Source organism: Methylomonas sp. ZR1, from assembly GCF_013141865.1.
GTDB lineage: Bacteria > Pseudomonadota > Gammaproteobacteria > Methylococcales > Methylomonadaceae > Methylomonas.
Genome location: NZ_RCST01000001.1, coordinates 4,847,241 through 4,872,198, shown reverse-complemented (window position 1 = coordinate 4,872,198; position 24,958 = coordinate 4,847,241). Strand labels below are relative to the sequence as shown.

At 53.1% G+C, this 24,958-nt stretch carries 27 protein-coding genes; 16 read left to right on the top strand and 11 right to left on the bottom strand.

All coding sequences use genetic code 11. The annotated features are described in order from the left end of the window. Window positions 1-178: 178 nt before the first annotated feature. From gpmI to DDY07_RS22230, 3 genes are all read left to right on the top strand, one after another. The gene (gene gpmI / locus DDY07_RS22240) at window positions 179-1,819 is read left to right on the top strand and encodes a 2,3-bisphosphoglycerate-independent phosphoglycerate mutase (protein WP_171697491.1); all 1,641 of its coding nucleotides are present in this window, start codon (window positions 179-181) and stop codon (window positions 1,817-1,819) included. A gap of 114 nt (window positions 1,820-1,933) precedes the next feature. After that, entirely contained in the window at window positions 1,934-2,731 is a 798-nt protein-coding gene (locus DDY07_RS22235; RefSeq protein ID WP_171697490.1) for a cobalamin-binding protein, read from the top strand. 185 nt (window positions 2,732-2,916) lie between these two features. Continuing rightward, a complete protein-coding gene (locus DDY07_RS22230) occupies window positions 2,917-3,258 on the top strand; it encodes a hypothetical protein (RefSeq protein WP_171697489.1) in 342 nt (113 codons plus the stop codon). A gap of 92 nt (window positions 3,259-3,350) precedes the next feature. Here the strand turns inward: DDY07_RS22230 and DDY07_RS22225 are convergent, their stop codons facing one another. After that, window positions 3,351-4,556, bottom strand: coding sequence for an HD-GYP domain-containing protein (locus tag DDY07_RS22225; protein WP_171697488.1), 1,206 nt, complete (start codon window positions 4,554-4,556; stop codon window positions 3,351-3,353). 305 nt (window positions 4,557-4,861) lie between these two features. Between DDY07_RS22225 and DDY07_RS22220 the strand changes: the two genes are divergently transcribed. Beyond that, window positions 4,862-5,269 (top strand): DUF805 domain-containing protein, encoded by a 408-nt coding sequence (locus DDY07_RS22220; RefSeq protein WP_033157814.1) that lies wholly within the window; start codon window positions 4,862-4,864, stop codon window positions 5,267-5,269. A 223-nt stretch (window positions 5,270-5,492) separates the two neighbouring features. Here DDY07_RS22220 and DDY07_RS22215 read toward each other — a convergent pair whose 3' ends face one another. After that, window positions 5,493-5,762, bottom strand: coding sequence for a hypothetical protein (locus DDY07_RS22215; protein ID WP_033157813.1), 270 nt, complete (start codon window positions 5,760-5,762; stop codon window positions 5,493-5,495). 142 nt (window positions 5,763-5,904) lie between these two features. Here DDY07_RS22215 and DDY07_RS22210 point away from each other — a divergent pair, with 142 nt between their 5' ends. Both DDY07_RS22210 and DDY07_RS22205 read left to right on the top strand, forming a co-directional pair. Further along, window positions 5,905-6,213 carry a hypothetical protein gene (locus DDY07_RS22210; RefSeq protein ID WP_171697487.1) on the top strand — a complete coding sequence of 103 codons (309 nt, stop codon included), beginning with the start codon at window positions 5,905-5,907 and terminating at the stop codon, window positions 6,211-6,213. 103 nt (window positions 6,214-6,316) lie between these two features. Beyond that, on the top strand, window positions 6,317-7,099 hold the full coding sequence (locus tag DDY07_RS22205; protein WP_171697486.1) for a symmetrical bis(5'-nucleosyl)-tetraphosphatase: 783 nt from the start codon (window positions 6,317-6,319) through the stop codon (window positions 7,097-7,099). Window positions 7,100-7,140: 41 nt separating this feature from the next. Here the strand turns inward: DDY07_RS22205 and DDY07_RS22200 are convergent, their stop codons facing one another. Next, window positions 7,141-7,866 carry a pentapeptide repeat-containing protein gene (locus tag DDY07_RS22200; RefSeq protein WP_171697485.1) on the bottom strand — a complete coding sequence of 242 codons (726 nt, stop codon included), beginning with the start codon at window positions 7,864-7,866 and terminating at the stop codon, window positions 7,141-7,143. Window positions 7,867-8,060: 194 nt separating this feature from the next. Here DDY07_RS22200 and DDY07_RS22195 point away from each other — a divergent pair, with 194 nt between their 5' ends. Together DDY07_RS22195 and DDY07_RS22190 are read left to right on the top strand one after the other, a co-directional pair. Beyond that, window positions 8,061-8,330 (top strand): hypothetical protein, encoded by a 270-nt coding sequence (locus tag DDY07_RS22195; RefSeq protein ID WP_033157811.1) that lies wholly within the window; start codon window positions 8,061-8,063, stop codon window positions 8,328-8,330. Between the two features lie 119 nt (window positions 8,331-8,449). Then, on the top strand, window positions 8,450-10,480 hold the full coding sequence (locus tag DDY07_RS22190; RefSeq protein ID WP_171697484.1) for a methyl-accepting chemotaxis protein: 2,031 nt from the start codon (window positions 8,450-8,452) through the stop codon (window positions 10,478-10,480). 52 nt (window positions 10,481-10,532) lie between these two features. On the opposite strand, the gene DDY07_RS22185 is transcribed toward DDY07_RS22190, so the two are convergent. The 4 genes from DDY07_RS22185 to orn form a co-directional block, all read right to left on the bottom strand. Further along, window positions 10,533-10,922, bottom strand: coding sequence for a group 1 truncated hemoglobin (locus DDY07_RS22185; RefSeq protein WP_171697483.1), 390 nt, complete (start codon window positions 10,920-10,922; stop codon window positions 10,533-10,535). A gap of 157 nt (window positions 10,923-11,079) precedes the next feature. Next, the gene (serS, locus tag DDY07_RS22180; RefSeq protein WP_171697482.1) at window positions 11,080-12,351 is read right to left on the bottom strand and encodes a serine--tRNA ligase; all 1,272 of its coding nucleotides are present in this window, start codon (window positions 12,349-12,351) and stop codon (window positions 11,080-11,082) included. A 42-nt stretch (window positions 12,352-12,393) separates the two neighbouring features. After that, the gene (crcB, locus tag DDY07_RS22175) at window positions 12,394-13,101 is read right to left on the bottom strand and encodes a fluoride efflux transporter CrcB (RefSeq protein ID WP_171697481.1); all 708 of its coding nucleotides are present in this window, start codon (window positions 13,099-13,101) and stop codon (window positions 12,394-12,396) included. Then, complete coding sequence (orn, locus tag DDY07_RS22170) at window positions 13,101-13,646, bottom strand: oligoribonuclease (protein WP_171697480.1); 546 nt, start codon at window positions 13,644-13,646, stop codon at window positions 13,101-13,103. The genes crcB and orn overlap by 1 nt, the downstream gene beginning before the upstream one ends. 89 nt (window positions 13,647-13,735) lie before the next feature. Here orn and DDY07_RS22165 point away from each other — a divergent pair, with 89 nt between their 5' ends. The 8 genes from DDY07_RS22165 to DDY07_RS22130 all read left to right on the top strand — a co-directional run bounded on the left by DDY07_RS22165 (window position 13,736) and on the right by DDY07_RS22130 (window position 22,042). After that, window positions 13,736-14,986 (top strand): M48 family metallopeptidase, encoded by a 1,251-nt coding sequence (locus DDY07_RS22165; protein ID WP_171697479.1) that lies wholly within the window; start codon window positions 13,736-13,738, stop codon window positions 14,984-14,986. Further along, entirely contained in the window at window positions 14,986-15,897 is a 912-nt protein-coding gene (rsgA, locus tag DDY07_RS22160; RefSeq protein WP_171697478.1) for a ribosome small subunit-dependent GTPase A, read from the top strand. Before DDY07_RS22165 ends, rsgA begins: the two co-directional genes overlap by 1 nt. Window positions 15,898-16,019: 122 nt before the next feature. Beyond that, the gene (locus DDY07_RS22155; RefSeq protein WP_171697477.1) at window positions 16,020-18,047 is read left to right on the top strand and encodes a thiamine pyrophosphate-dependent enzyme; all 2,028 of its coding nucleotides are present in this window, start codon (window positions 16,020-16,022) and stop codon (window positions 18,045-18,047) included. Between the two features lie 9 nt (window positions 18,048-18,056). Further along, window positions 18,057-19,160 (top strand): 2-oxo acid dehydrogenase subunit E2, encoded by a 1,104-nt coding sequence (locus DDY07_RS22150; RefSeq protein ID WP_171697476.1) that lies wholly within the window; start codon window positions 18,057-18,059, stop codon window positions 19,158-19,160. Window positions 19,161-19,190: 30 nt separating this feature from the next. Further along, on the top strand, window positions 19,191-19,457 hold the full coding sequence (locus DDY07_RS22145; RefSeq protein WP_171697475.1) for an acyl carrier protein: 267 nt from the start codon (window positions 19,191-19,193) through the stop codon (window positions 19,455-19,457). 54 nt (window positions 19,458-19,511) lie between these two features. Beyond that, window positions 19,512-20,369, top strand: a complete 858-nt coding sequence (locus tag DDY07_RS22140) for a hypothetical protein (RefSeq protein ID WP_171697474.1) — start codon at window positions 19,512-19,514, stop codon at window positions 20,367-20,369. Continuing rightward, complete coding sequence (locus tag DDY07_RS22135) at window positions 20,366-21,358, top strand: polysaccharide deacetylase family protein (RefSeq protein ID WP_171697473.1); 993 nt, start codon at window positions 20,366-20,368, stop codon at window positions 21,356-21,358. Before DDY07_RS22140 ends, DDY07_RS22135 begins: the two co-directional genes overlap by 4 nt. A gap of 72 nt (window positions 21,359-21,430) precedes the next feature. Then, entirely contained in the window at window positions 21,431-22,042 is a 612-nt protein-coding gene (locus DDY07_RS22130) for a hypothetical protein (RefSeq protein WP_171697472.1), read from the top strand. A gap of 8 nt (window positions 22,043-22,050) precedes the next feature. Here DDY07_RS22130 and DDY07_RS22125 read toward each other — a convergent pair whose 3' ends face one another. Genes DDY07_RS22125 through dnaX form a run of 4 tightly spaced genes read right to left on the bottom strand, consistent with a single transcriptional unit; the run spans window position 22,051 to window position 24,935 of the window. Beyond that, window positions 22,051-22,389 carry a histidine triad nucleotide-binding protein gene (locus DDY07_RS22125; protein ID WP_171697471.1) on the bottom strand — a complete coding sequence of 113 codons (339 nt, stop codon included), beginning with the start codon at window positions 22,387-22,389 and terminating at the stop codon, window positions 22,051-22,053. Between the two features lie 8 nt (window positions 22,390-22,397). Next, on the bottom strand, window positions 22,398-22,994 hold the full coding sequence (gene recR, locus DDY07_RS22120; RefSeq protein ID WP_171697470.1) for a recombination mediator RecR: 597 nt from the start codon (window positions 22,992-22,994) through the stop codon (window positions 22,398-22,400). Between the two features lie 2 nt (window positions 22,995-22,996). Next, window positions 22,997-23,320, bottom strand: coding sequence for a YbaB/EbfC family nucleoid-associated protein (locus DDY07_RS22115; protein ID WP_026603211.1), 324 nt, complete (start codon window positions 23,318-23,320; stop codon window positions 22,997-22,999). A gap of 16 nt (window positions 23,321-23,336) precedes the next feature. Next, entirely contained in the window at window positions 23,337-24,935 is a 1,599-nt protein-coding gene (dnaX, locus tag DDY07_RS22110; protein ID WP_171697469.1) for a DNA polymerase III subunit gamma/tau, read from the bottom strand. Between the last annotated feature and the right edge of the window lie 23 nt (window positions 24,936-24,958).

Genomic DNA, 24,958 nt, shown 5'->3' with positions numbered 1-24,958 from the left:
TTTGCTACATGAAAGTCAACGTCACCATTGCCAGCGCCTTCTTTTATCCTGACCTGCTGCGGAACATCGCCGATCAGGTATGATGCTCGGCATTTTGACCGCGCAGCCGTCAGGCAACGCTGAATCGCCAAACCTTGTTTCTTTTAACTTCTGACGTACCACTCACTGACATAACACCATGAAATTAGAAAAATCTTCCCGTTTTCCCGCCTGCCCCGGCCCTGTCGTCACCATCGTCCTGGATGGCGTGGGCATTTCGCCGCGCGAAGACGGCGACGCGGTTAAAGCCGCGCGCACCCCGAATCTGGACCATTACATGGCCAGCTATCCGATGACCAAACTGCTGGCGCACGGCACCGCAGTGGGCATGCCCAGCGACGAAGATATGGGCAATAGCGAAGTCGGCCACAATGCCTTCGGCGCCGGCCGGGTGTTTGCCCAAGGCGCGAAATTGGTCGCCGAATCTATTTCCAGCGGCCACCTCTGGCAAGGCCACGCCTGGCATGAGGTCGTCGCCACCGCCAAACAAGGCGGCACGCTGCATTTCCTGGGTCTATTCTCCGACGGCAATGTGCATTCGCATATCGATCATTTGAAAGCGATGATCGAACGGGCCAAGCAAGAAGGCGTAGCCAAAGTACGCTTGCATATCCTGCTGGATGGCCGCGACGTTGGCGAAACGTCGGCTTTGGATTATGTCGATCCGTTCGAAGCGTATCTGGACGGTTTGCGCGGCGCGGATTTTGATGTCGCCATCGCTTCTGGCGGCGGGCGGATGCAAATCACGATGGACCGTTACGAAGCCGACTGGTCGATGGTCAAACGCGGCTGGGACATTCATGTATCGGGTTTGGGCAGACAATTCGCCAGCGCCCACGAAGCGATTGAAACCTTCCGCAACGAAGCCAACGTCATCGACCAGGATTTGCCCGGCTTCGTGATTGCCAAAGACGGCAAGCCGCTGGGTACTATTGTTGACGGCGACGCGGTGGTGTTTTTCAACTTCCGCGGGGACCGGGCGATCGAAATTTCCCGCGCCTTTACCGAAGAACAATTCAGCCCCTTCGAGCGCGGCTCGCTGCCGAAAGTCACTTACGCCGGCATGATGCAATACGACGGCGACACCAAATTGCCGGCGCGCTTTTTGGTCGAGCCGCCCACCATCGACCGCACCTTGGGCGAATATCTGGCCAAAAACGGCATCAGCCAATACGCCATCAGCGAAACCCAAAAATTCGGCCACGTGACCTATTTCTGGAACGGCAACCGTTCCGGCAAGTTCGACGAGGCCTCCGAAACGTATGTGGAAATCCCCAGCGATTTAGTGCCTTTCGAACAACGCCCCTGGATGAAATGCGCCGAGATCACCGACACCCTGATCGACGCGGTGCGTAGCGGCCAATACAAATATCTGCGGGTCAATTACGCCAACGGCGATATGGTTGGCCACACCGGCAATTTCGAGGCGGCGGTAACGGCGATGCAAGGCCTGGATCTGCAATTGGCACGTCTGATTCCGGTGATTCTGGAGATGAACGGCACGGCAATTATCACTGCCGACCACGGCAACGCCGACGAAATGTACGAATTGGATAAAAAAGGCAATGTCACCCGCAATGCAGAGGGCCGCACCAAAGCCAAAACCTCGCACACCTTGAACCCGGTGCCGTTCGTGTTGGTGTCCGGGGAGAACCCTGGCCACACACTCCGCGACGATTTACCAAAAGCCGGCTTGTCGAATGTGGCTGCGACTATTTTGAATCTGCTGGGTTTTGAAGCACCGGAAGATTACGATCCTAGCTTGATCAAAGCCAGCTAAACCGTAAAGCATTCTGAGCCGATGACACCGCCTTTCGGCTTACGCTGTTAGGCGGTTTTTATTGGCCGATAGAAATTGGTGTAAAGCCTCTGCTGACCTAATTTGGATGACCCAATGGATTACCCCGAACGCATCGTCTGTTTAACCGACGAAACCACCGAAACCTTGTATTTGCTGGGTGAGCAAGCCCGGATCGTCGGCATTTCCGGCTATACGGTCAGACCAGCGCAGGCTCGCCTGGAAAAACCCAAAATCTCGGCGTTTACTAGCGCCAAAATCGACAAAATTCTGGCGTTACAGCCGGATTTGGTGCTGGGCTTTTCGAATTTGCAAGCTGAGATTGCGGCGGAGTTAATCCGTAACGGTATTGCTGTGCATGTGTTCAATCAACGCTCAGTCAACGGTATTTTGCAGATGATAGGCTTGCTGGGCGCGATGGTCGGCGTCCCGGAAAAAGCCGCTACGCTGGTGGCGCAGTACCGGCAGCAACTGGAAACCACCCGCCTGCACAGCCTAAGTTTTGCCAGACGTCCCAAGGTCTATTTTGAAGAATGGGACGAGCCTATTATTTCCGGCATTCGCTGGGTATCAGAGTTAATTGCCATCGCCGGCGGCGACGATTGCTTCGCCGAATTGGCCGCCGAACATTCCGCCAAACAGCGCATCATCGCCGATCCTCAGGAAGTGGTGCGCCGCGCGCCGGATATTATCATTGGCTCCTGGTGCGGTAAAAAATTCCGCCCCGATCATCTGGCGGCCCGCCCCGGTTGGGACAGCATTCCGGCCGTACAACAACAACGAGTCTACGAAATTAAATCTTGCGATATTTTACAGCCAGGACCGGCGGCACTTAGCGATGGTTTGGCCCAGATATGTCAGATCATCAATGATTGGCAGCAAGATTGTGCTTAGCCTAATAGGTGTTCAAATAAATCCAATAGCGCAGGCTATAGCTGTGAATTAATCCCGCAGGGCCGGATGGAATAGTTCATATCAAAACCCGCGCCTAAATCTTAACCTCCTCTTCGAAAGGGATTCTTCATGCCACCCCAAATCCCAGGGAGCTTGATCAATGATCATCATCGAAGAGGTATCACATGAAAACGCCAAAATTATTTTTCCTAAGCACTATTTTGTTCGGCGCCAGCGCCATTGCCCATGCCCAGCCAACGGGTGGCGGCACCACACCTAAACCGGTGTGCAAAACCTTCGATATTCCCACGATTATTTGTCCCGATGGCTGGACCATTGCCGACGATCTGAGCAACGGCACCAATAAATGTACGACCGGCTTTATCAAAAGAACCTTCTGCAAAAATGTTGCTGCGCGCAGTGGTTTTCAGGGTAACGTCGAAGTGATCAATACCGGCTCCAAGTTGTTTGAATTTGTGCAGCCAGTCGATGAATCAGGCGCGCCTATCGACATAGAAGCTGAATAGCTGATTGCCAGCCAAAACAAGCATAAACCTGTATTGGGCTGCGTAATTGGCCCAATACAGCGACATGAAATCATACGACAACTTCACTGTGGCTATAAATAGCGCTGAGGATCGACCCCACACTTCGCGGGCACCTCAAACGAGGTAATCCGATCATTACAACCGGGTTTGGACAGATCAAAATCTGCGGGAGGTGTGTAGCAGCGCGTCCGGGCATTGAATACCACTCTCACCCGTGGATGCAGCAGGTTTTCATGATGTTGCTCAACTACGACGGCCAAATAACCGCTCTCCAGTCGTACTAAGGTGCCGACCGGATAAATGCCGATGCTGCGAATAAATTGATGCACCAGCGTCAGATTAAAATGATGGTCGCTCCATTCCAATAACTTTCTTAGCACTTCGGTGGGTTCGATGCCGGTGTGATAAACCCGCGTGGATGTCAGTGCATCGTATACGTCCACTACCGCAGCCATCTGCCCGTAAAGGCTGATTTCATCGCCCTTCAGGCCTAGTGGATAACCACTGCCGTTGTAGCATTCGTGGTGTTCGGCGGCGACATTGAGCGTGATGGGTGAAATACCCGGCGTTTTCTCCAACACCTGACAGCCGTAGCGCACATGATTTTTCATGATCTCAAATTCGCTTTCCGTCAGTTTTCCAGGTTTGTTCAGAATGTTATTCGGCACCTGCATTTTGCCGATGTCGTGCAATAAACCACCAAGGCCAACCTGTTCGATAAGCTTGCGGTCTATATCCAAAGCTCTGCAAAAACTAATCAGCAAGGTGCCGACCGCCACGGAATGCTGAAAAGTATATTTATCAGCCTGCTTGATTCTGAGCAGACTGACTATGGCGTCCGGGTTACGGAAAATCGAATCGATGATATTGGAAACCACCGGCTCTACCTGCTCCAATTCGACCTGCTTACCCAAGCGGCAATCCTGGAGGACGTTGTGTACGATGCGGTTGGCTTCGCGGCAGACTTGCTTGGCTTTTACCCGTTCTTTTTCGAGGCTAACCGGCGGCGGCACGCGCTTGAGCGTGCGCCCCAAGTGCTGCATATGTTCGTCAAGCTGCCGGTTTATGTCATGAACGGATGGAGCTTCCGGCATATCCGGGCCGAGCGCGGTGTCTATGTAGACCTGGCAAATGCCGTAGGCGGCGATTTTTTCGATGTCTTGAGCGGATTCGATCAAAAAGCTGTTGCGCAAGAACGGGTGGTTTATCCACGGGCAGTTGATGTCGTGGATAAACATCTTGGGCTTCAGGTCGGCTACATCGATTTTTTTTATCATTGCGCGTTTTGCCTGGCGGATTGCGACTGAATTTCTGTACGTTTATTACCCCGGCGCTTATATTCCCTGGAATCGTCATTCCCGCGAATACACGAGCGACGATATTGAAGGGCCGGATTCATAGCGGGTTAGCGGTAAGTGTATCAGCACTGGTGGTTGCCATAGCAGTAACCAATAAAGCCACTAAAACAACCCCTAATCCTAGTGACGGGATCATCAAAAAACACACAAAAATTGGCAATCGCCAGCCGCTGAGCTAACCTAGGCGGTCCGGTTAACTGCAAATTTAGGGAATAGATAGAACCATGCTGCGTTACGACCGTTCTCGATACATCGCTTTAGGCCTGCCGGCTTTGCTGAATGCTTTGGCGCTACCCCTGTATGCGCATCAGATAACGACCAGCGGGTCGTCCGACGAATATGCCGTGCCGTTCTATTTGATTATCGCCCTGGCATGCGGCTTATTCGGGGTATCCGCCATGATAAAACGCTGCCGCGACATCGGCTCTTCGGCCTGGGGAATATTGCTGGGATTTTTGTTCGCGCCGCCGCTGATGCTGTTGGTGGCTTTGGTATTAATATTCGCCCCCAGCAATCCGGCCGCCGACCAACTGGAAGCTCCGGCGTTGCGCCCTACCTTCGATATCTGGTTTACCGGCTTTCTGTTATTGGTGAGCCCGTGGATGCCTGTGTTATTAGTACGGGCTTTGTAAGCGCTTATTCCAATCAGCTGGTTTGAACCTGTTCAAGATTATCAACCACGCCCTTAGACGCGCCTAAAACCTTGGTTTCCGGGAAGATAAAATTCTTTTAGCCCGGCCCTTAATTATCCTCGCTCAATGGTAATCTTGGATTCCCGCTTTCACGAGCATTACAGCGAAGTGACTATTTGGGCAATACTGGCGAACGCCCGAAGGCGTCCGCCGTGAGTTGAGCTCATTTGGTATTTCTGGGATAGCTGTAAATAGCTTGACCATGGGCTTTATCAACATAAATCATATCTTTTTCCGCTACCACAACCGGCGCAAGCGGATTGGGATAACTGTGTATGCCGCGATTGTGCGCGGGATTGTCGTAAACCACTTCAGCAACCCAACTATTTAAAAAGCCGCCGGAGGCGATGCGATCACCCTGTGCTTGAACACTTGTCGAGACAAGAGCGGCAGTAAGGACGATAGCCAATTGGATGGTATTTAAGGTTTTCATGATAGGTCTCCTGGTAATAATGGTTATGAACCCGGCCCTATCTGTTTCTGCATCTCGTTCGATAAGAACGGTATGTCGGCCTGGGTTAATAAATCACTGGAACTCCGATTGAAACTTCAACCTATCCAGCTTGGAGACCATTGTGAACAAACTCCTGGAGCAAATAAAATTGATTGTTTTTATGGCTTCAATAGATTTTACATATAGTGAATTCCTTGCCGGCTTGTCGAATAAAGCGACAGTCTTAGTATCGCCAGCAGGAATGATGGGCTTAGTTAATCAGCGCGGCAAAACGTGTCGATTACTTTACATTTCACCGGCAAAACTGCGGATTTGGTGGGGAACGACCCAGGTTAGTCCGATCAGCATATTGGCCATTTTCATCTATTTCCAACACATAATCAGTGAGTTGGCAGGATCATCTTCCGCTGAAATCCAGCGCCAAGATTAATGGCATCAAAATTGATAGGGTTCAGGCAATATGCCGGCTTTGCGCTGACCTTCTGATCATGGCCGGAGATTTGTTCAGACCTGGCTTTGGAATTTAAATACCTATGACTACCTATGCCATCGGCAGCGTAAACGGCGATTACCGAGCACTGATGCAACGGCTGACCACCATCGGCTTTGACCCATTGGAAGATCGACTGTGGTTTGCCGGCAATCTTGTCAATCACGGGCCGGAATCTTTGCAAGTACTGCGTTACGTGAAAAGCCTGGGCAAAGCAGCTGTTGTGGTATTGGGCAAACAAGAACTCCATCTCTTGAGCGTTGCGCTGGGCTATACGCCAATGACCCCGGAAGATACCTTGCATGAAATTCTTAACGCGCCGGACCGGGACGAATTATTGAAATGGCTACGATTGCGTAGCCTGATTCATCACGATGCCAAGCTTAATTTTACGCTGGTGCATGCCGGGATTCCCGGCGAATGGAGCTTTAGCCAGGCGCTGACTTTTGCGTATGAAGTGGAATCGGTTTTATCGGGAAGCAATTACGCGGCGTTTCTGGAAAACCGAAAGCAAGACCAGTCGCGCTGGCATGCCAAACTGCGCGGCTGGAAACGGCTGAATTTTATTGCCAATGCCTATACGCAAATGGCCTATTGCAATGAACAAGGCAAGCTGGATTTCAACGCAACGGGCCCAGTCGATGCTCAACCGAGCGGTTTAATGCCTTGGTATCGTGTCCCCAACCGGCTGACATCGCAATTGAACCTAGTTTTTGCCGATGACGCGCATTTTGCCGATAGTAATTGCGCCGGCTTCTATCCGCTGCCCGCTTTGTCGGCTTTGCGATTATCCACATCCGGCGCAATGATTGCAGCAATGTCTTAATGCGCTGTTGCTTGAACTCAGACTGGCCGGAGAATTTAAGCTCATTTTTTAAAGCCCAGGGCTGTATCGGCCCCTGTCACATTAGTCAAATTTGCATCATCAAACTTGGCACTTCTAAAATCCGCGCCGGAAATGGTCGCGCCGTCTAAATTGGCGCCGGACAAGTCCGCCCAGATAAACTGACCGCCGCTCAAGTTGGCATGGCGGAGCGATGTGTTGCTCATCAGCGCGTAATTAAAATTAGCCTCGCTCAAATCCGCATTGTTCAGTATCGCATTGTTCATTTCCAACTTATCGCGCAGTTGCCGCGGACTCGCCGAATTAGGACCTAAATTGGCCTGTTTTAATTTGGCGCCGGCGAAATTAACATTGTTCAACGATCCGGTGACGCGGCTGCGGCTCAAGTCCGCGCCGGATAAGTCGGCATAATCCATCAGCACGCCATATAAGCTGGCATAGGATAAATCGGCATTCTGCAAATTCGCATTACGCATCTGCGCAAGATTGAGATTGACACCTACCATTTTAGCTGCCGTTAGCTTTGCCCCGTCAAGATTGCTGGAAAACAGGTCGGCTTTATTGAAATCGATTCCGGATAAATCCAAACCCGACAGGTCTTTCTTGATCAAGTTCGGCTGCTGACTGCCGGCCTCGGCTATAATCGCGATAACGCCTTCTCGAGTGAGTTCCGCCGCAGCGCATGGCAATAGCCAAAAACCCAAACTGAAAGCTACCAATGTTCGGCAAACACCGGAATCGTATTGCATAACTACTCCTCAAAGCGGGTTAGACGGTCAAAAAATAACCGCCATCTTGCGAGTTTCAGTGCATCATAATCCAATAAATCAGGCTTTAGGCAAATTTTCCCGCCCTATAGAAGCGCTACTTCAGGCCAGCCATGATCAAGGGTTTTCGACAAGTTATATACTTTTGGCAACACAACCACTAAAGGCTGTTTAGCGTGAACGCTTTCTATCATAAATTATTGATTTTGGGGCTGATACTAGCGCTGCCCGGTTTAGGCTGCTTCAGCTATTACACGCTTGAAGAAGCCGGCCCAAACACCGCGCTACCGGCGTTGGCGATTATGATAGCGTATCCTGCCTTACTGATTTCCCTGACAACCCTCATCATGTTGCGAGTTTCGAAGAAGCCGTCCCGTCCAGGGGCTTGGCTGGCGGGAAGCTGTTTAATCGTTTCGGCGGCGATCCTGCTGATTGCCCGCCTATAGACCATAAAACTGCTTAACAAACACGCCGCCGATTAAATTTACTAGATACTTTCCAAAAAACATAAAGCAACTATAGTTGCCCAGACACGCGCCTCCACAACATCGCCAGGATCTTAACTATGGATTTTGTCATTTCGCCCGCAATCGCCTTGATGGATAGGCTGCGCTATCCCGCAAAATTTGCGCTGCTATTCAGCATCGTGCTGATCCCGATGCTGTTCATGGCCGGCACCTTGATCAGACAATTTCAACAGGAAATCGACTCCTTGGCGCAAGAACGCCATGGCCTAAGTTACATCGCCGCCCTCAGAAAACCAATCGAACACATTCAGCAGCATCGGGGCATGACCAGCGCATTTCGCAACGGCGCAACCCAATTTAAGGAACGCATCACGAGTAAACGCGAAGAAATCGACGGCTATTTTGCGGAACTGGAAAAAACCGACCGCGAACTGCATGACGCCTTGCAAACCGACAAGATGCTTTCCAAGCTCAGCCAACAGTGGAACGTCATCAAAACACACTCCCAGGATCAAGAGTTAAGTGCTGTGATAACCGCTCATAACGTGTTGATTGCCGATGGTTTGAAGCTACTAAACCATATTTCGAACACGTCCGGCATCATTCTCGACCCCAAGCTGGATAGCTTTCATATGGGCTTCGTACTGACGTCCGATTTGCCCGCATTAATCGAAGTGATGGGGCAAACACGGGCGCTGGCGTCCGGCATCGCCGCCAAAGGCAGCCACACGCCGCAATCCTTGACCAAGTTGTTGATCTTAATGGCCAATATAGAAACCTATGCCCGCAAGGTGGATGAAGGCTTGGCCGTGGCGTTTGCGGAAAATCCCGAAGTGTCGCGAAACATGCGTGGCACCAATGAAAACTACCGAACAGCCTTACAAACCATGCTCGGTTTATTACGCCAGCAATTGGTCGAAAGCGAAACCATTTCTGTTGGTAGCGATACAGTATTCGAAACCTCCACCCAAGCCATCACCCAGTCTTACCAGCTCTACACCGGACTGATAGCCGAACTCGACCTGCTTTTTCGCACCCGCAGCGCGGCGGCTGAACAGTTTTTACAATTTACGCTGGCTGGGCTAATCGGGGTGTTGTTGGTGGTCATTGTGCTATTGCTAGGCTTAACCAAGTCGGTCAATCGCAACATAACCGCAATTAACCTCGCAACTAAGCGCGTTGCCCAAAACGACCTGAGCGCGAGAATACATATTGATGCCAACGATGAAATGCGGGAGATTGCCGAAAACTTTAACGCCATGATAGAAACCAGTTCGGCTTTGCTGAAAGAAATCATTCATACCAGTGCCGAATTGCATACGTCGGCGCAAAAAGTCTACACAGTTGCCAACCAAAGTGCGACTCATCTCGACCGGCAACGCGAAGAAATCACCTCGGTTGCGACCGCGGTGAACCAGATGAGCGCAACCATCCAGGACGTTGCCTCCACCACCAATACGGCGGCCCAAGCGGCCAGCACCGCTAACGAGCAAACAAAAAACGGTCAGAGCATAGTGGCAAGCGCCACACTATCGATCAGCCAATTGGCTAAAGACATCGAAGGTGCTGCCAATGTGATTCAAAGTCTGGAAAAAAGCAGCGAATCCATAGGTTCATTGGTGGACGTGATTAAAAGTATCGCCGAACAAACCAACTTATTGGCATTGAATGCCGCCATTGAAGCCGCCCGCGCCGGCGAACACGGCCGCGGTTTTGCGGTAGTGGCGGATGAAGTTCGCAGCCTGGCAAGCCGTACCCAAGAATCGACTGCCGTAATCGAAAATATGATAGGCGAATTACAGGCCGGATCGCGCAAAGCGGTCACCGTGATGCAGCAAAGCCGTACGCAAGCTAATGTAGGTGTGGAGAAATCTCGGGAGGCCATGCAATCCCTGGAAGCGATCAGCCAATCGGTGGAAACCATCGACGCGATGAACCTGCAAATTGCCAGCGCGGCCGAAGAGCAAACGGCTGTGACCGAGGAAATCAATCGGAATATCGTCCACATTACCAATTTGTCGGAACACACCAGTAGCGGGGCTAATCAGACTACCGCCGAAGCCCGCCAGCTGAATCAGCTAGCGGAAAACTTACAAAAACTAACCACGCAATTCAAACTGAATATCTAGCAAGAGAAGCCGCTACCCGATTTGTGCAGGCACCCAGGTAGCGGAACCCATTCTATTTACCCAGCACTTCGCCTCTAACGCTTTCTACCAGTGCCGCGGCTTCCGCGATGAGTTCGGCAGGCACATTCAGCTCTTGCATAGTCGCGCCCAGATGCTCCATGACGGCGTCGAAATGGGAGTCGTTCAAACCCATTTTTACCAAGCGAGCGTGGCCGTCGCGCAAGGAACGTCCGGTGTAGTTGTTGGGACCGCCGAAAGCCACCGTCATAAAGGTTTTTAAATGCTCGGCTTGTTTAGCCATGTCGGTTCTTTCAAAAAAGCGGTTGATTCGAAAATCCCCCATCACTTTGCCGTAAAACACATCTACTGCAGCATTCACCGCCGCTTCGCCGCCGATGCGTTCATACAAAGATGGTCCTTGCACTTCATTTGCTTCACTCATAATACCCCCTCGTTATAGTTTTTAATTTACGAGGCATCTGTTAAATCGGCAAACTATTGATTTTCGACTGATTTAACGGCCTCGGCGGCGATAATACCCGATGATAGTTTCGTATCCAAACTATTTCACTGCCGCCAAAGACCTGACTGATTGTAAGTTATTGAATCTTTTCGATACCGCCCAAATAAGGCCGTAAAGCCTCCGGCACGGTGATGGAGCCGTCTTCGTTTTGATAATTTTCCATAACCGCTATTAAGGTGCGGCCGGCTGCCAAACCGGAACCGTTCAAGGTATGCACCAACTCCGGCTTGCCGGTTTCCGGATTGCGCCAGCGCGCTTGCAGACGACGGGCCTGGAAATCCTTGAAGTTGCTGCAAGACGAAATCTCGCGGTATTTCTGCTGGCCCGGCAACCAGACTTCCAAATCGTAGGTTTTAGAGGATGAAAAGCCGGTGTCGCCCGCGCACAGCAACACTTTGCGATACGGCAAATTCAACTTTTGCAAAATAGCTTCGGCATGCGCGGTCAGCTCTTCGTGGGCTTGCGCGGAGGTTTCCGGGGTGACGATTTGCACCAGCTCGACTTTTTCGAATTGATGCTGGCGTATCATGCCGCGCACGTCGCTGCCGTAGGCACCGGCTTCACTGCGGAAACACGGCGAATGACATACGAATTTCAGCGGCATCTGCTTGGCCTCGACGATCACATCGCGGACGATATTGGTGACCGGCACTTCGGCGGTCGGGATCAGGTAAAACGTCGGATCGTTTTTGACGGTGAAAAGATCGGCTTCGAATTTGGGCAATTGGCCGGTGCCGCGCAAGCTATCGGCATTGGCCAAAAAGGGCACATAGGTTTCCTGATAGCCGTGCTCGTTGATATGCGTATTCAACATCAACTGAATGATAGCGCGCTGCAAGGTCGCAAGCTTGCCGGCCAACACCACGAAACGGGCGCTGGCGATTTTCGCGCCCAGCTCGAAATTCATGCCCAGCGGCTCACCCAAGTCGACGTGGTCTTTTGGAGTAAATGTAAATTGGCGCGGCTCGCCCCAGCGGCTCACTTCCTGGTTATCCGCATCGCTTTTACCGGCAGGTACTGCTTCATCGAGAATATTGGGGATGCCTTCCAATAGCACGCTCAATTGATTTTGAATGTCGTTTAACTCGGATTCCGCTGCTTTCAGTTGATCACCCAAATCCGCGACTTGATCCAGCAGGGGTTGCACGTCTTCGCCCTTGGCCTTAGCCTGGCCGATGGCTTTGGAACGGGTGTTGCGTTCGTTTTGCAGTTCCTGAGTTTTGACCTGCACACCTTTGCGCCGGTCTTCCAGGGCTTGATAGGCAGCGGCATCGAATTGAAAACCGCGTCTTTGCAGCTGTTGCACAACCAGTTCCAGGTCGCTTCTAAATAAACGGGGGTCTAGCATGATGTTAAAGATCCTGAATTGAAAAAAGAGATAAAACGACGGCTATACCTGCTTGCCCAGCCACAAGCCGGTCCACAGTGCGGCGGCGCAAAACACGATGTTGCTTAGAAAAACGGTCAGCATCGCACCCATGTGCGATTCGAAGGAATGACCACTTTCCAGAAGGTAGAGAATCAAATATAAGCCGGACAGCGTGATGAACAAACCAATCAGAACGGTCACCAAAATTGCCCGGTATTCTATTGAAATGGACAGTTTGTGCATCAACACCGTGGCGACGATGCCGATCAAAAACGCGCCGATGCCATTAACCAGCGTCAATGCATAGGGAAACGGCCAGTCGAACACACGAATTGTGCCCTGCGAATAGAAAAACAAGCCTTTGCCTAGCGCCAAACCGGCCCATACCGCTAACAGGCAACCGAACACGCTGGCTACAATATTCAGACCGGCCTTGCTTAGTTGTCCCTGTTCCAGCAAATAAAAGGTTTCCAGAGAAAAGCTGGAAAAAGTGGTAAATCCACCCATCACGCCGACCAGAATCGCGGTGCGGTATTCCAAGGCAATCGTCAGACGTTGCAGAATCAACGCTTCGGTCATCAGCCCGATCAAAAATGAGCCTAGCAAATTGACAGTCAAGGTGCCGTAAGGAAAGCCCCGGCCCAGCCACAGATACACGCCGCTGGAGGCCAGATAGCGCAACATGGAGCCGATGGCGCCGCCCAGAGCGACCGAGAATAATTGCAACATCAGAATTTAAAGAACGTTTCCCGGTAGTACCGTAATTCTTCGATGGACTCGATGATGTCGTCCAGGGCTTTGTGCGAGGCTTGTTTGTTAAAGCCATCCTTTAACTGCGGCGCCCAGCGCGCGGCTAGTTCCTTAACGGTGGAGACGTCCAGGTTGCGGTAATGGAAATAGGCTTCCAATTTGGGCATGTAGCGATAGAGAAATCGCCGGTCCTGACAAATGCTGTTGCCGCATATCGGTGAAGTTTTTGCAGGTACCCAGTGCTGCAAAAATTCAAGCGTACGCAATTCCGCTTCGGCCGCATCGATTTTTGAATCCTTGACCCGTTGAATCAAACCGGATTGACCGTGGTGCTTCTGATTCCAATCATCCATCGCCGCCAAGGCTGCATCGGATTGGTGTACCGCCATCACCGGCCCTTCGGCCAGGATATGCAGATTTTTATCGGTGACTACCGTGGCGATTTCGATGATCAGATCGTTATCCGGGTCTAAGCCTGTCATTTCCAGATCGATCCAGATAAGATTGTCGGCATCTTGAGCCATTTTCATTCCATGGTATTAATAATGTTGCGGCAAATTGTAGCATTAGCTAATCTGTACCGCTAATTGTTAACCCCACCTACATAGGCTTGATGAACACGTTTACTGGCATTTTTTTAGCGGCTTTAGTCCTTTCCTACGGCATCCAATTCTGGCTGGCGATGCGCCAGAAATCCTATGTTTTACAGCATCGTGAACAGGTGCCTGCAGCCTTTAAAGACCGGGTGTCGCTCAGTGCGCACCAAAAGGCCGCCGATTACACGATAGAAAAAAGCAAACTGGGCGACATCGACAGCGTGGTCGGCATGGTATTTCTGCTGGCGCTGACCTTGGGCGGCGGCATCAGCCTGGTATTCGACTTCTGGTCCACCTTCGATTTATCGCCGCTGATGTCCAGTTTGCTGTCCATGGCCAGCATTTTTCTGCTGATGACCGTGATTGAAATCCCGTTCAGTTTGTACCAAACCTTTGTCATCGAAGAAAAATACGGCTTCAATAAGAGCAAACTGCCACAGTTCGTGAAAGACCAACTGATGTCCATGGGCTTGACGCTGGCGATAGGCTTGCCGATTCTGGCGCTGATTCTGTGGGTAATGGACAGCATCGGCGGCCTCTGGTGGCTGTATGCCTGGGCCATCATCATGAGTTTCTCGCTGTTGATGAGCTGGCTGTTTCCTACGTTGATAGCGCCGCTGTTCAACAAATTCGAGCCAATGCAGGAAGGCTCGTTGAAGCAACGCATTCAGGGTTTATTGGAACGTTGCGGCTTTAACAGCCAAGGTATTTTCATCATGGACGGCTCGCGCCGTTCCGGCCATGGCAACGCCTATTTCACTGGCCTGGGCAATAACAAGCGTATCGTGTTCTTCGATACGCTGGTGAATTCATTGGACGAGGAAGAACTGGAAGCAGTGCTGGCACACGAGTTGGGCCATTTCAAATGCAAGCACACCATTAAAATGCTGGTGGCTTCGTCGGTGATGACCTTGATCAGCTTTGCAGTATTAGGCTGGCTAATCACCCAGGACTGGTTTTTCGACGGCCTGGGCGTCAGTACCCATTCCAACGCTGCAGCACTGTTGCTATTTATGCTGGTATCGCCGGTTTTCACCACGTTTATGCAGCCGATCAGCGCCTATTTTCAACGTAAATTCGAGTTCGAAGCCGACGACTTTGCCACCCGCAACGCCCAAGGCAGCAAAATGATCAGCGGCTTGGTGAAACTTTACGAAGAAAACGCCAGCACGCTGACCCCCGACCCCTTGTATTCAGCATTCCATTACAGCCACCCGCCCGCCGCGATCCGCATAGCGCATATCGAAGAAAAGATGCAGTCCGCCTGATGGCAGACTTGCACCAGGGTTTGGTCGTCGCCCATCTCGGCAAAGGCATTGCTGTCGAGGTGAACGACGATGCCGGTTTAGCCGCCGAGCAGCTCGTGCTTTGCCAAACACTGCGCAAACTGGACACCGTGGTGGTCGGCGACAGGGTGCTGCTATCGATGTCCTCACCCGAGCAAGGCCGCATAGAGCAAATACTGCCCAGGCGCTCGGTGTTGCAACGCCCCAGCCGCGGCAACGACACGCGGCCGGTAGCGGCTAACCTGGATACCATTTTCGTGGTCTTCGCCGCCGAACCGGAATGCGATTTTCTGCTGCTGGATCAATACCTGGCAATCTGCGAAAACTGTAATATCGATGCGGCGCTAGTGCTGAATAAAGTCGATCTGCCACTCTCCACCATAGTTGAAGAAGGCTTAGCCTATTATCAAAGTTTGGGCTACAGCTTACATAGAGTCAGCGCCAAACAAGCGCTTGGTATTTCGGGTCTACAACAGGCTTTGGCGCAGCAGACCAGCATGTTCGCCGGCCAATCCGGGGTTGGAAAATCGTCTTTGACAAATGCGCTATTGCCGGACCGGAATCTAAGAACCAACACTGTCTCGGAAATCACCCGCCACGGCCGCCATACCACCACGGCAGCAACGCTTTACCATTTACCGGGCGGCGGCGATCTGATCGACAGCCCAGGCGTCGCGATATTTGGCTTGGCGGGGTTGTCGGAAGGGCAACTGGCTTGGGGTTATAGAGAGTTTCAGCCGCACATCGGCAAATGTCGCTTCAACGACTGCCGGCATGTCAACGACAAGGATTGCGCGGTGCGGCTAGCGGTAGAAGCAGGCCAAATTGCCGCAGAGCGCTACCAGCGCTTCTTAAAACTCAGAGAAAAGATGCCGCCGGGCAATCGCAACTAGTCCCTTCCAACACATGATTCTGCATTCCGGACCAGCTCAATCCCATCTTGCGTGCTACAGTAGGTTCGCGTAAATTATATTCTTTTGACTAAAGCACTAGCCAAGACCGCCGGAACCAATACATGGATACACACACAGTAGCTCGCCTTCCGGACGATAAAACTTGGCAAGTGCCGGGCTTCACGCGCGACCAGCACGGCAAGCCGCAAATCGGCCTCGACCCGGAAAGTCTTTATGCATATGGCCACCTGATTCGTCTGACCGAAGAACTGGTGCTGGATCAATTTTCCCGCGGCTTGGTCTCAGGCACCACGCACACCTGCATCGGCCAGGAGCTCACCGCATTATCGGTGGTGCGCGCCTTGGATCATCCCGATGACGCCGTCCTTTCCAATCATCGTAACCACGGCCATTTCCTGTCGTACTCCGGGGACTTCGTCGGGCTGGTCGGCGAAATTATGGGCCGCGAGGCCGGCGCTTGCGGCGGCTGGGGCGGCAGTCAACATCTGGTCCATCGCAATTTTCACAGCAACGGCGTACAGGGTGGCATGCTGGGCATAGGTGCCGGCCTGGCTTTGGCGCGCAAGCTGCAAGACAGCGCCGGAATCGTGGCCGCCATCATAGGTGACGGCACGCTCGGCCAGGGCTTGGTCTACGAAGCCATGAATCTGGCATCGGTCTGGAAAGCACCGCTGTTGGTCGTGGTCGAGAACAACGGTATTTCTCAGACTACCGTCAGTCGCGACAATCTGGGCGGCGACATCCAAGCCCGTGGCGCGGCATTCGGACTACCCACCTGGCGCCTTGCCGACAATGATCCGGAATTTTGCCGTAAAGTAGCGGAAGTAGTCAGCGCAGTGCGCGCGAGTCGCGGCCCCGGCTTCCTGGTAATCGATACCCGGCGGATGGGCCCGCACAGCAAGGGCGACGATCTTCGCGATCCAAATGAACTTGCAGAAATTCACGCCCGCGATCCCTTGGCCGCATTGGCCAAGCAGTTGCCGGCAGATACGCTGGCAACTATCGACGCCCGCAATCGCGAGTTCGTGGAAATCGTACGCCAGGCCGCCAACGCCTCGCCGGAAGCCACGCTCGCCGAAACCCCGACGCACATCTTCACCGCCCAACTTGAACACCCTTTGCCCAGCTATCCGCCCATCGCGGCGGGCAGTAACGTACGGCAGGTTTTGAACACTGCCTTGCAATTCCTGCTCAAGTCTGATCGGCGCACACTGTTAATCGGCGAAGACCTGCACGATCCTTACGGCGGCGCCTTCAAAGTAACTCAAGGCTTGTCCAGCGAATTTCCCGTCCGCGTCATTTCCACGCCGATCAGCGAAGCCGGCATCACCGGTTCCGCTATAGGCTTGTCGCTTGACGGCTACCTGCCGATCGTGGAAATCATGTTCGCCGACTTCCTGTCCTTATGTCTGGATCAGCTACTCAACCATGCCGTGAAGTTTCCCGGCATGTTTGCCGACACCTCGGTGCCCATCGTCATCCGCACCCCGTGCGGCGGCCGGCGCGGCTACGGCCCCACGCATAGCCAAAGCCCGGAGCACCTGTTTACCTCGGTACCGGGCCTGACCGTGGTTTACGGCAGCCATAGACACAATGTCGCCGAACTGTTAATCGACGCGGTGCTGCGCTGGCACTACCCGGTGCTGTTTCTGGAACACAAACTGCTGTACGGCGAAAAAATGGACCCGGCGGATTATGTCGCGCTGCCGGCCACGGATGATGTGGCGACCCACTTGTTCCCTACCCTACGCCGGGGTGCGAATGAACCTGATGTAACGTTAGTAAGCTACGGCGGCATGCTGACGATGGCGGAAGCCGTGGCAGGCAGACTGGAAAGCGAAGAAGAGCTGGAAGTTGAGATCGTCTCGCCGTCCTTGCTGTCGCCGCTGCCGCGCGAATCGTTGATCAAACATCTGGCGACCCGGGAGTGCGTGGTTGTAATCGAAGAATCTCACCACGACTTCGGTGTCAGCGCCGAAATCGCCGCCGCTTTGCTCGAATCAGGATTCAAGGGCCAGTTTCTACGCATCGGCACACCGCCCGTGCCCATCGCCTCCGCCCGCAGCCTGGAGCGCAGCATTATTCCCGACGAACAATCGATTATCGAGCAAATTCTCGACCTTTTTTAAAGGACAGCCATGCCCACTTTCCAAACCGTTCCCTGCGTGAACATCAACGACGAGTTCGTGGACGTCGTCAGCATCGACGTCAAGCAAGGCGAGTTCGTCAATAGCGGCGACGTGGTCGCCACCGTCGAAACCGACAAATCCATGATAGACGTGGTCGCAGAACAGGATGGCTACGTGCTGCGAGTCGACTGCGAACCGGGACAGAAAATCCGCGTCGGTGCGGTGATGTTCTGGCTGGGTGAGACGCGCGACGAAGCAATCCCGGAAGAGACCAAGGACACTTCGTCAACAGCAAGCACCGTGCGCCAACCCACGGCAAAAGCCAGAGCCATGCTTAAGGAACTGGACATCGACCCGTCCCGCGTCCCCGTCAGCGGCGAGCGTCTGTCGGTAGCCGACATCGAGACTTGGTTGAGCAAGGGCGGTAAGCCCGGAAAAGCCGCCGCGACTACTCAAACGGTAAACCTCCGGGAAGATACACCTGCGGTTGCAGGAGACTTGCAGGAATTGTCGCCGGAAGCGGCAGGCATGCTGCATACAGTTGCCTGGCATCGAGATTTTGCGGCCTCGGCCTATCTGGAAGTCGAATACGACCCCAAACCCTGGGAAGAACGCGCCGCCGCCTATGCGGCGGAACATAAGCTGATGCTCTCGCCCTTGCTGCCATTGATGGCCTTTCGTTTGGCGGAATTGGGCCGCGAACGCCCTATAATAAACTCCACGATAGTCAACGGTCAGCGCTTTCAATACACACCCGTCAATATCGGCTTTACCGTGCAGGCTGGCGCGATGCTTTACCTAACCGTGGTGCGCGACACGCAAGACATGGACGCAGCACAATTCATCAGCGCCCTCGGCGAGGTACAACGCCACGCCATGGCACACAAGCTGCCGCCGCAGGAAGCCACCGGCGCTACCCTATCGTTTTCGAGCATGGCACGTTGGAATGTCAGCCGCCACACCCCTATTCTACCGCCGCAAACAGCGCTGATTATTGCTCACGCCGCGCCGAAAAATTCCGATAAGGCCGTACTGGGTGCCACTTACGATCACCGCGTTCTCACGGGTTTCGACGTCGCACAGGTGTTGCTGGCGTTATCCCGTCCGGCATAACCACTCACATAAACCAGAGGCCACCGATAGATGAACCTAAATCCCGACGAGATTAAAGCCGCGATACGCAACAAAGTCATAGAGCTTGCCAAAGCGCTGGACATGGACGCATCGGGCGTCACTGACGACGACATCCTGCCGGCCACCGGCCTGCTGGATTCCGGCGCCATTCTGGAACTGGTAGTCTGGTTTGAGGCCAGCTACGACTTCCGGATCAAACAGGAAGACATGAACATCGACAATCTCGGCTCGATCAATGCGATGACCGATTTTCTGCTATCCAGCAAACAAGGGTAGCCAGAACAATCATCCCGTACGCCTATTTGACGCTATTGAGCCGAAGGAATAATCATGGCTATGCCGACGCTGGAACCGATTCAAGATGGCGACCTGCTCGCTTTCTGCCAATTTCTTACGGAACACCTTAGTGCCGAGCGCAGCGCCGAACAATGGGCGCAAGCGTTCCAGCAGAACTGGGGCGTAACCAAGCCCAACAACGGGTTTCTGATCCGCGACGAAGGCAAAATTGTCGGTGGCATCGGCGCGATTTATGCGGAGCGGATCATTCACGGCAAACCGGAACAATTCTGCAACATCACCAGCTGGTGCGTGCTGGAGGCCTTCCGCTCGCAAAGCATGCGGTTGGCGATGGCTGTCGTGTCGCAGCCCGGCTTCCATTTCACCGACCTGACGCCGACGGAAGTGGTATCGAAGACGCTACAGTTCCTGAAGTTCAAGCCCATGAACGAACGCCACGCACTGTGGCCCAATCTTCCCTGGCCATTTGCCAGCCTTGGCGGCGTACGTGTAATTACTGATCACGATGCTATTGAACAGGCGCTTGCGCCCGCCGATGCCAAGGTATTCCATGACCACCGGCATCTGCCCTGGCTTAGACACTTGGCAGTTGGAAAGCCAGGCGCGTATTGTCTCGTGACCTGGAAACCGAACCGATTAAAAGGCGTCCCCGGCGCGCTGGTGTTGGGATTCAGCGATCCCGAGCTGTTTTTGATTTACCGCCGGACTATCGGCTGGCACCTGTTAAAAAGCGGCTGCTTTTACACGCGGGTCGAATCGCGCCTGCTGCCCCGGCTACCACTGCTCTGCCACGAACTGGCCGGCTACCGCAACAAAGTCTTTCGCAGCGACACCCTGGCTGAAGCCGACATCAGCAACTTTTATTCCGAGATCGTGGGGCTAAACCAGTGAGCGAACGAAAACCGATTCGCGTAAACAGCGAAACCCGCCCTATCCTCGCGGTAGTCATCCATACCGAAGAGGAGTTCGACTGGAACAAGCCGCACGACAGGCAGGCCACCGGCGTTAAACATATGCGCCACATCGACCGGGCGCAGAATGTTTTCGATAGCTTTGGTATTGTGCCGAACTACGTGGTCGACTATCCGATTGCCTCTCAAGAAGAAGCTTTCGGTCCGCTGAAAGCCTACGCCGATTCGGGACGAGCGCTGATTGGAGCGCATTTGCATCCCTGGGTGTCGCCACCGCACGATGAAGCACTCAATGCCCGCAACTCCTATCCCGGCAATTTGCCGCGCGCGTTGGAATATGAAAAACTCAGGATACTCACCGAACAAATCAAAAGCTCGTTCGGCAGCTCGCCGTTAACCTATCTGGCGGGCCGTTACGGCTTTGGCCCCAACACCGGAGAGATTCTCGAAGCACTGGGCTACGAGGTAGACATCAGCGTGGCCGCGTCTATCGATTACAGCGCCGACGGTGGCCCGGACTACTCCAGCTATACCAGCGACCCGTTTTGGTTTGGCAACCAGCGCCGCCTGCTTAGCTTGCCCGGCTCGGGCGGTTACGTGGGAACATTGCGGGCGGGTGGCACGCCTCTTTACCGGCAGCTGATGCATCCCTGGCTGCGCAAAGCCAAGATTTCGGGAGCAGTCGCCAGGCTACGGCTACTGGAACGCATCAGGCTCTCGCCCGAAGATTACAGCGAACCGGAAATGCGCCGCTTAACCAAATCCTTGCTGGCTGACGGTGTGCGAATCTTTGTATTCAGCTTTCACTCGCCGTCGGTGATGCCCGGCGGTACGCCTTACGTGAACAGCGATGCGGACCTTGAACGGTTTCTGGAAAAATGCCGGCGCTACTTCGACTTTTTTATGCGGGAATTGGGTGGCACGACCATGACCCCGCTGGAGATCAAGGACTGGCTGGAACAGCATTGATGCCCCGGCAAGCCGCACAAACACAAAAAAGCCGCGAATTACGCGGCTTTCTATATCTGAGTTATGCCAAATATGGATGAACTTCTGGCGGGAATCGATAAAGAATTCTGTGACAGCGATGGTTCGCTGAGGATTGTTGGCGCCAATTGGTTTGGCGACGAGTTACGATTTGATCTGGCGGTTCTTATGTGCGAAGAAAAAGAAACAGAACTTTGGAAAATCCATTGTGGGCAAGTATTTGATGAAAGGCTCTGCTCAGAATTTGCCGAGACTATAACATTATCCGATGATTCGCCGTTACTTATCCCATATCATGACAACGAAATACAAATAGCGTTTGCTGAAAACAACGTTTCCCCGAATGAGTTGTTCGGTTTGATCACTTCAGCTTGCTATGAAATCATGGGCCCATCGGTAGACTTATCTCGTTTTTTGAATCAGCAACTTAGCAGCAAAGGAATTTGCTCATCCAAATATGGAATACTTGGAAGATTCCCGGAGCGAATCGCCAAAAAGCTGCTAAGCGACCTCGCTGACCACGACATTAAGGCGAAGATGCTTGAGGGCTTTTCACCAAAATACTGGACGGGCAGCGTGTATATTCCTTATCCAACCAATATAAAAGCGCTTTCTATTGGAAGTTCCTATATCATAGGGACGAAATTCAGTGCAAATCAGGCATAACAAGTCCATCAACCCGGCGGCCAATGCATCTGCCTGCCGGCTAGCAGATGTAAATGTAAGTGGTGGACAGTCTGTCCTCCATCGCCGTTGCAGTTGAACACCGTCCGATAACCGCTGTCCGCATAACCCAACTGACCGGCAATTTTAGCGGCGGTTTGCAGCATTTGCCCACCTAGCAAGGCATCGTCCAAATCATTTAAATTGGCGACGTGGCGCTTAGGGATGATTAGCACATGCAAGGGCGCCTGCGGATGAATATCTCGGAACGCCAATAGTTGCTCATCTTCGTAAACCACATCCGGCTTGATTTCACCGCTGCCCATCTTGCAAAACAAACAATCGCTCATATTTCCTCCTAAAATTCCCGGCGGCCGTTGAAGGCGTGAGCCAGAGTGCCACTGTCGATAAATTCCAGCTCGCCGCCCATCGGCACGCCGTGCGCAATGCGGGTGGCGCGGATATTGAATTTGCCGGCGACTTCGCCGATGAAATGCGCGGTAGCCTGGCCTTCCACAGTGGAATTGGTCGCCAAAATGATTTCCTTGATTTGCCCACTCGCCATGCGTTGCTCAAGCAACTCGAAACCAAGCTGATCGGGACCAATGCCATCCAACGGCGACAAGCGGCCGTGCAATACAAAGTATTTGCCCTTGAAGGTGGTGGCTTGATCGATCACCCAAACGTCAGCGGGGCTTTCGACGACACACAAGGTTTCCGAATCGCGTAACGGGTTGGCACAGACCTCACACAATTCGGCTTCGGTCAAAGTCCGGCATTCGCGGCAATGGCCGATTTCGTTGACGGCTTTTGCGAGCATTTTGCTTAATTGCATGCCCCCGTCGCGGTTGCGCTGCAATAGATGAAAAGCCATGCGTTGCGCCGACTTCGGCCCCACGCCGGGCAGGCAGCACAGGCTTTGGATCAACTCTTTCAGCAGGCCCTGGTTTTGCATGTTTAAAACGGCATTTGGAAACCGGGTGGAATCGGGATGCCGGCAGTAACATCGGCCATTTTTTCTTTTTTCATTTTACCGACTTTATGTACCGCATCGTTGATCGCCGCCGCCACCAAGTCTTCCAGCATGTCCTTGTCATCACCCACCAAAGACGGGTCGATACTGACCTTGCGCACCTCGCGTTTGCCGGTCATCACTATCGTTACCAAGCCGCCGCCGGACTCGCCGTGCACTTCCATCGCACCCAATTCTTCCTGGGCTTTTTTTAAGTTGTCCTGCATTTTTTGGGCTTGTTGCATGATGCCCGCTAGCGCATTTTTCATCATCGTCTCTCCAATATTAATTCAGTGGCTCGATACTGCCAGGCATAATTCTGGCGCCGAAGGTATCTTTCAAAGCCTGCACATTTTCATCGTTATTAATGCTATCGACCGCCGCTTGCTGCCGATCTTCGCGCGCTTTTTGAATTTCCAGCGCCGGTGTCATTTGCTGCTCTACTTGCTTGCTTATCACCAGTTTTAACGGTTTACCGTAATAATTTTGCAATGCTACCCTTAGGTTGTCCTCGGCTTTAGTCCCGACTTGCTGGAAGCTCGGATCGAGCAGCAAGCGGCAACTGCTGTCGTCGATCCCGTCCAACACGCAGTTATTCGCCAGTTCTCGGGTACGCCCGCTGATATTCAACGCGGCTATAATCTCGGTCCAATTGCTCGGTTTGACGACTTGTGAGACTGATAACGGACGCGGCTCTTCGATGGATTTGGCGCTGCTCTCCACAACCGCAACCGGCGCCGGCGTACTGGCAACCGACTTAACGACCGGAGGTTTGGCCGGCTCAAGCGTTTGGGCTTCCGCAGTTTGCGGCCGGAAAGTCAGCATCCGCAACATCACCATTTCAAACCCGCTGCGCGGATCGGGCGCCAGCGGCAGATCGCGTTGGCCAAGCAAGCCAATCTGATAGTACAGTTGCACATCTTCCGGCAATAAAGTCTTGGCGAGCATATCCAACAATTGCTTATCAAATTCCTGATCGACGAAATCCGGCATTTGCTGTAACAATGCGACCCGATGCAATACCCGCAGCATTTGCTGCAAAATATCGGCGAAATCCGGCGTCAACTCGGCGACATCGGCGATTTTTGCCAGCAAGGCCCGCGCATCGCCTGCCGCCAAAGCCTGCAACATGTCGTCGATAGGCTGTTGAGCCACCGTGCCCAGCATGCCGATCACCGCTTCCGCCGTGACGCTGCCGCTACCGTAAACGATGGCCTGATCCAGCAAGCTCAAGCCATCGCGCAAGCTGCCGTCAGCGGCTCTGCCCAACATTTTTAGCGCGGCAGGCTCGAAGGCAATTTGCTCCTGGCCCAAGATGAACTGCATTTGCGCGTCGATTTGCTCCGGCAGCAACCGTTTTAGATTAAATTGCAAACAGCGCGACAATACCGTGACCGGAATTTTATGCGGATCGGTGGTAGCCAGCAGAAATTTGACGTGCGGCGGCGGCTCTTCCAGGGTCTTTAACAAGGCGTTAAAGCTATGCCCGGACAGCATGTGTACTTCGTCGATTAAATAGACTTTGTAGCGGCCTTGATTGGGTGCGTACTGGGCATTGTCGAGCAGATCGCGGGTATCTTCGACTTTGGTGCGGGAGGCGGCATCGACTTCTATCAAGTCCATGAACCGGCCTTGCTCGAAATCTCGGCAAACCCGGCATTCGCCGCAAGGGTTGAAATCTTTTAGATCTTCACAGTTGATGGCTTTGGCGAGAATCCGCGCCACCGTGGTTTTGCCGACGCCACGGGTGCCGGTGAACAGATAGGCATGATGCAATCTATCATGCTGCAAGGCGTGCATTAACGATTGACTGACATGCTCCTGACCGACAAGCTGCTTGAAGTTGCTGGGACGCCATTTTCTGGCAAGAACCTGATAAGCCATTAGCAACGCGGAAAGGCAAGAGT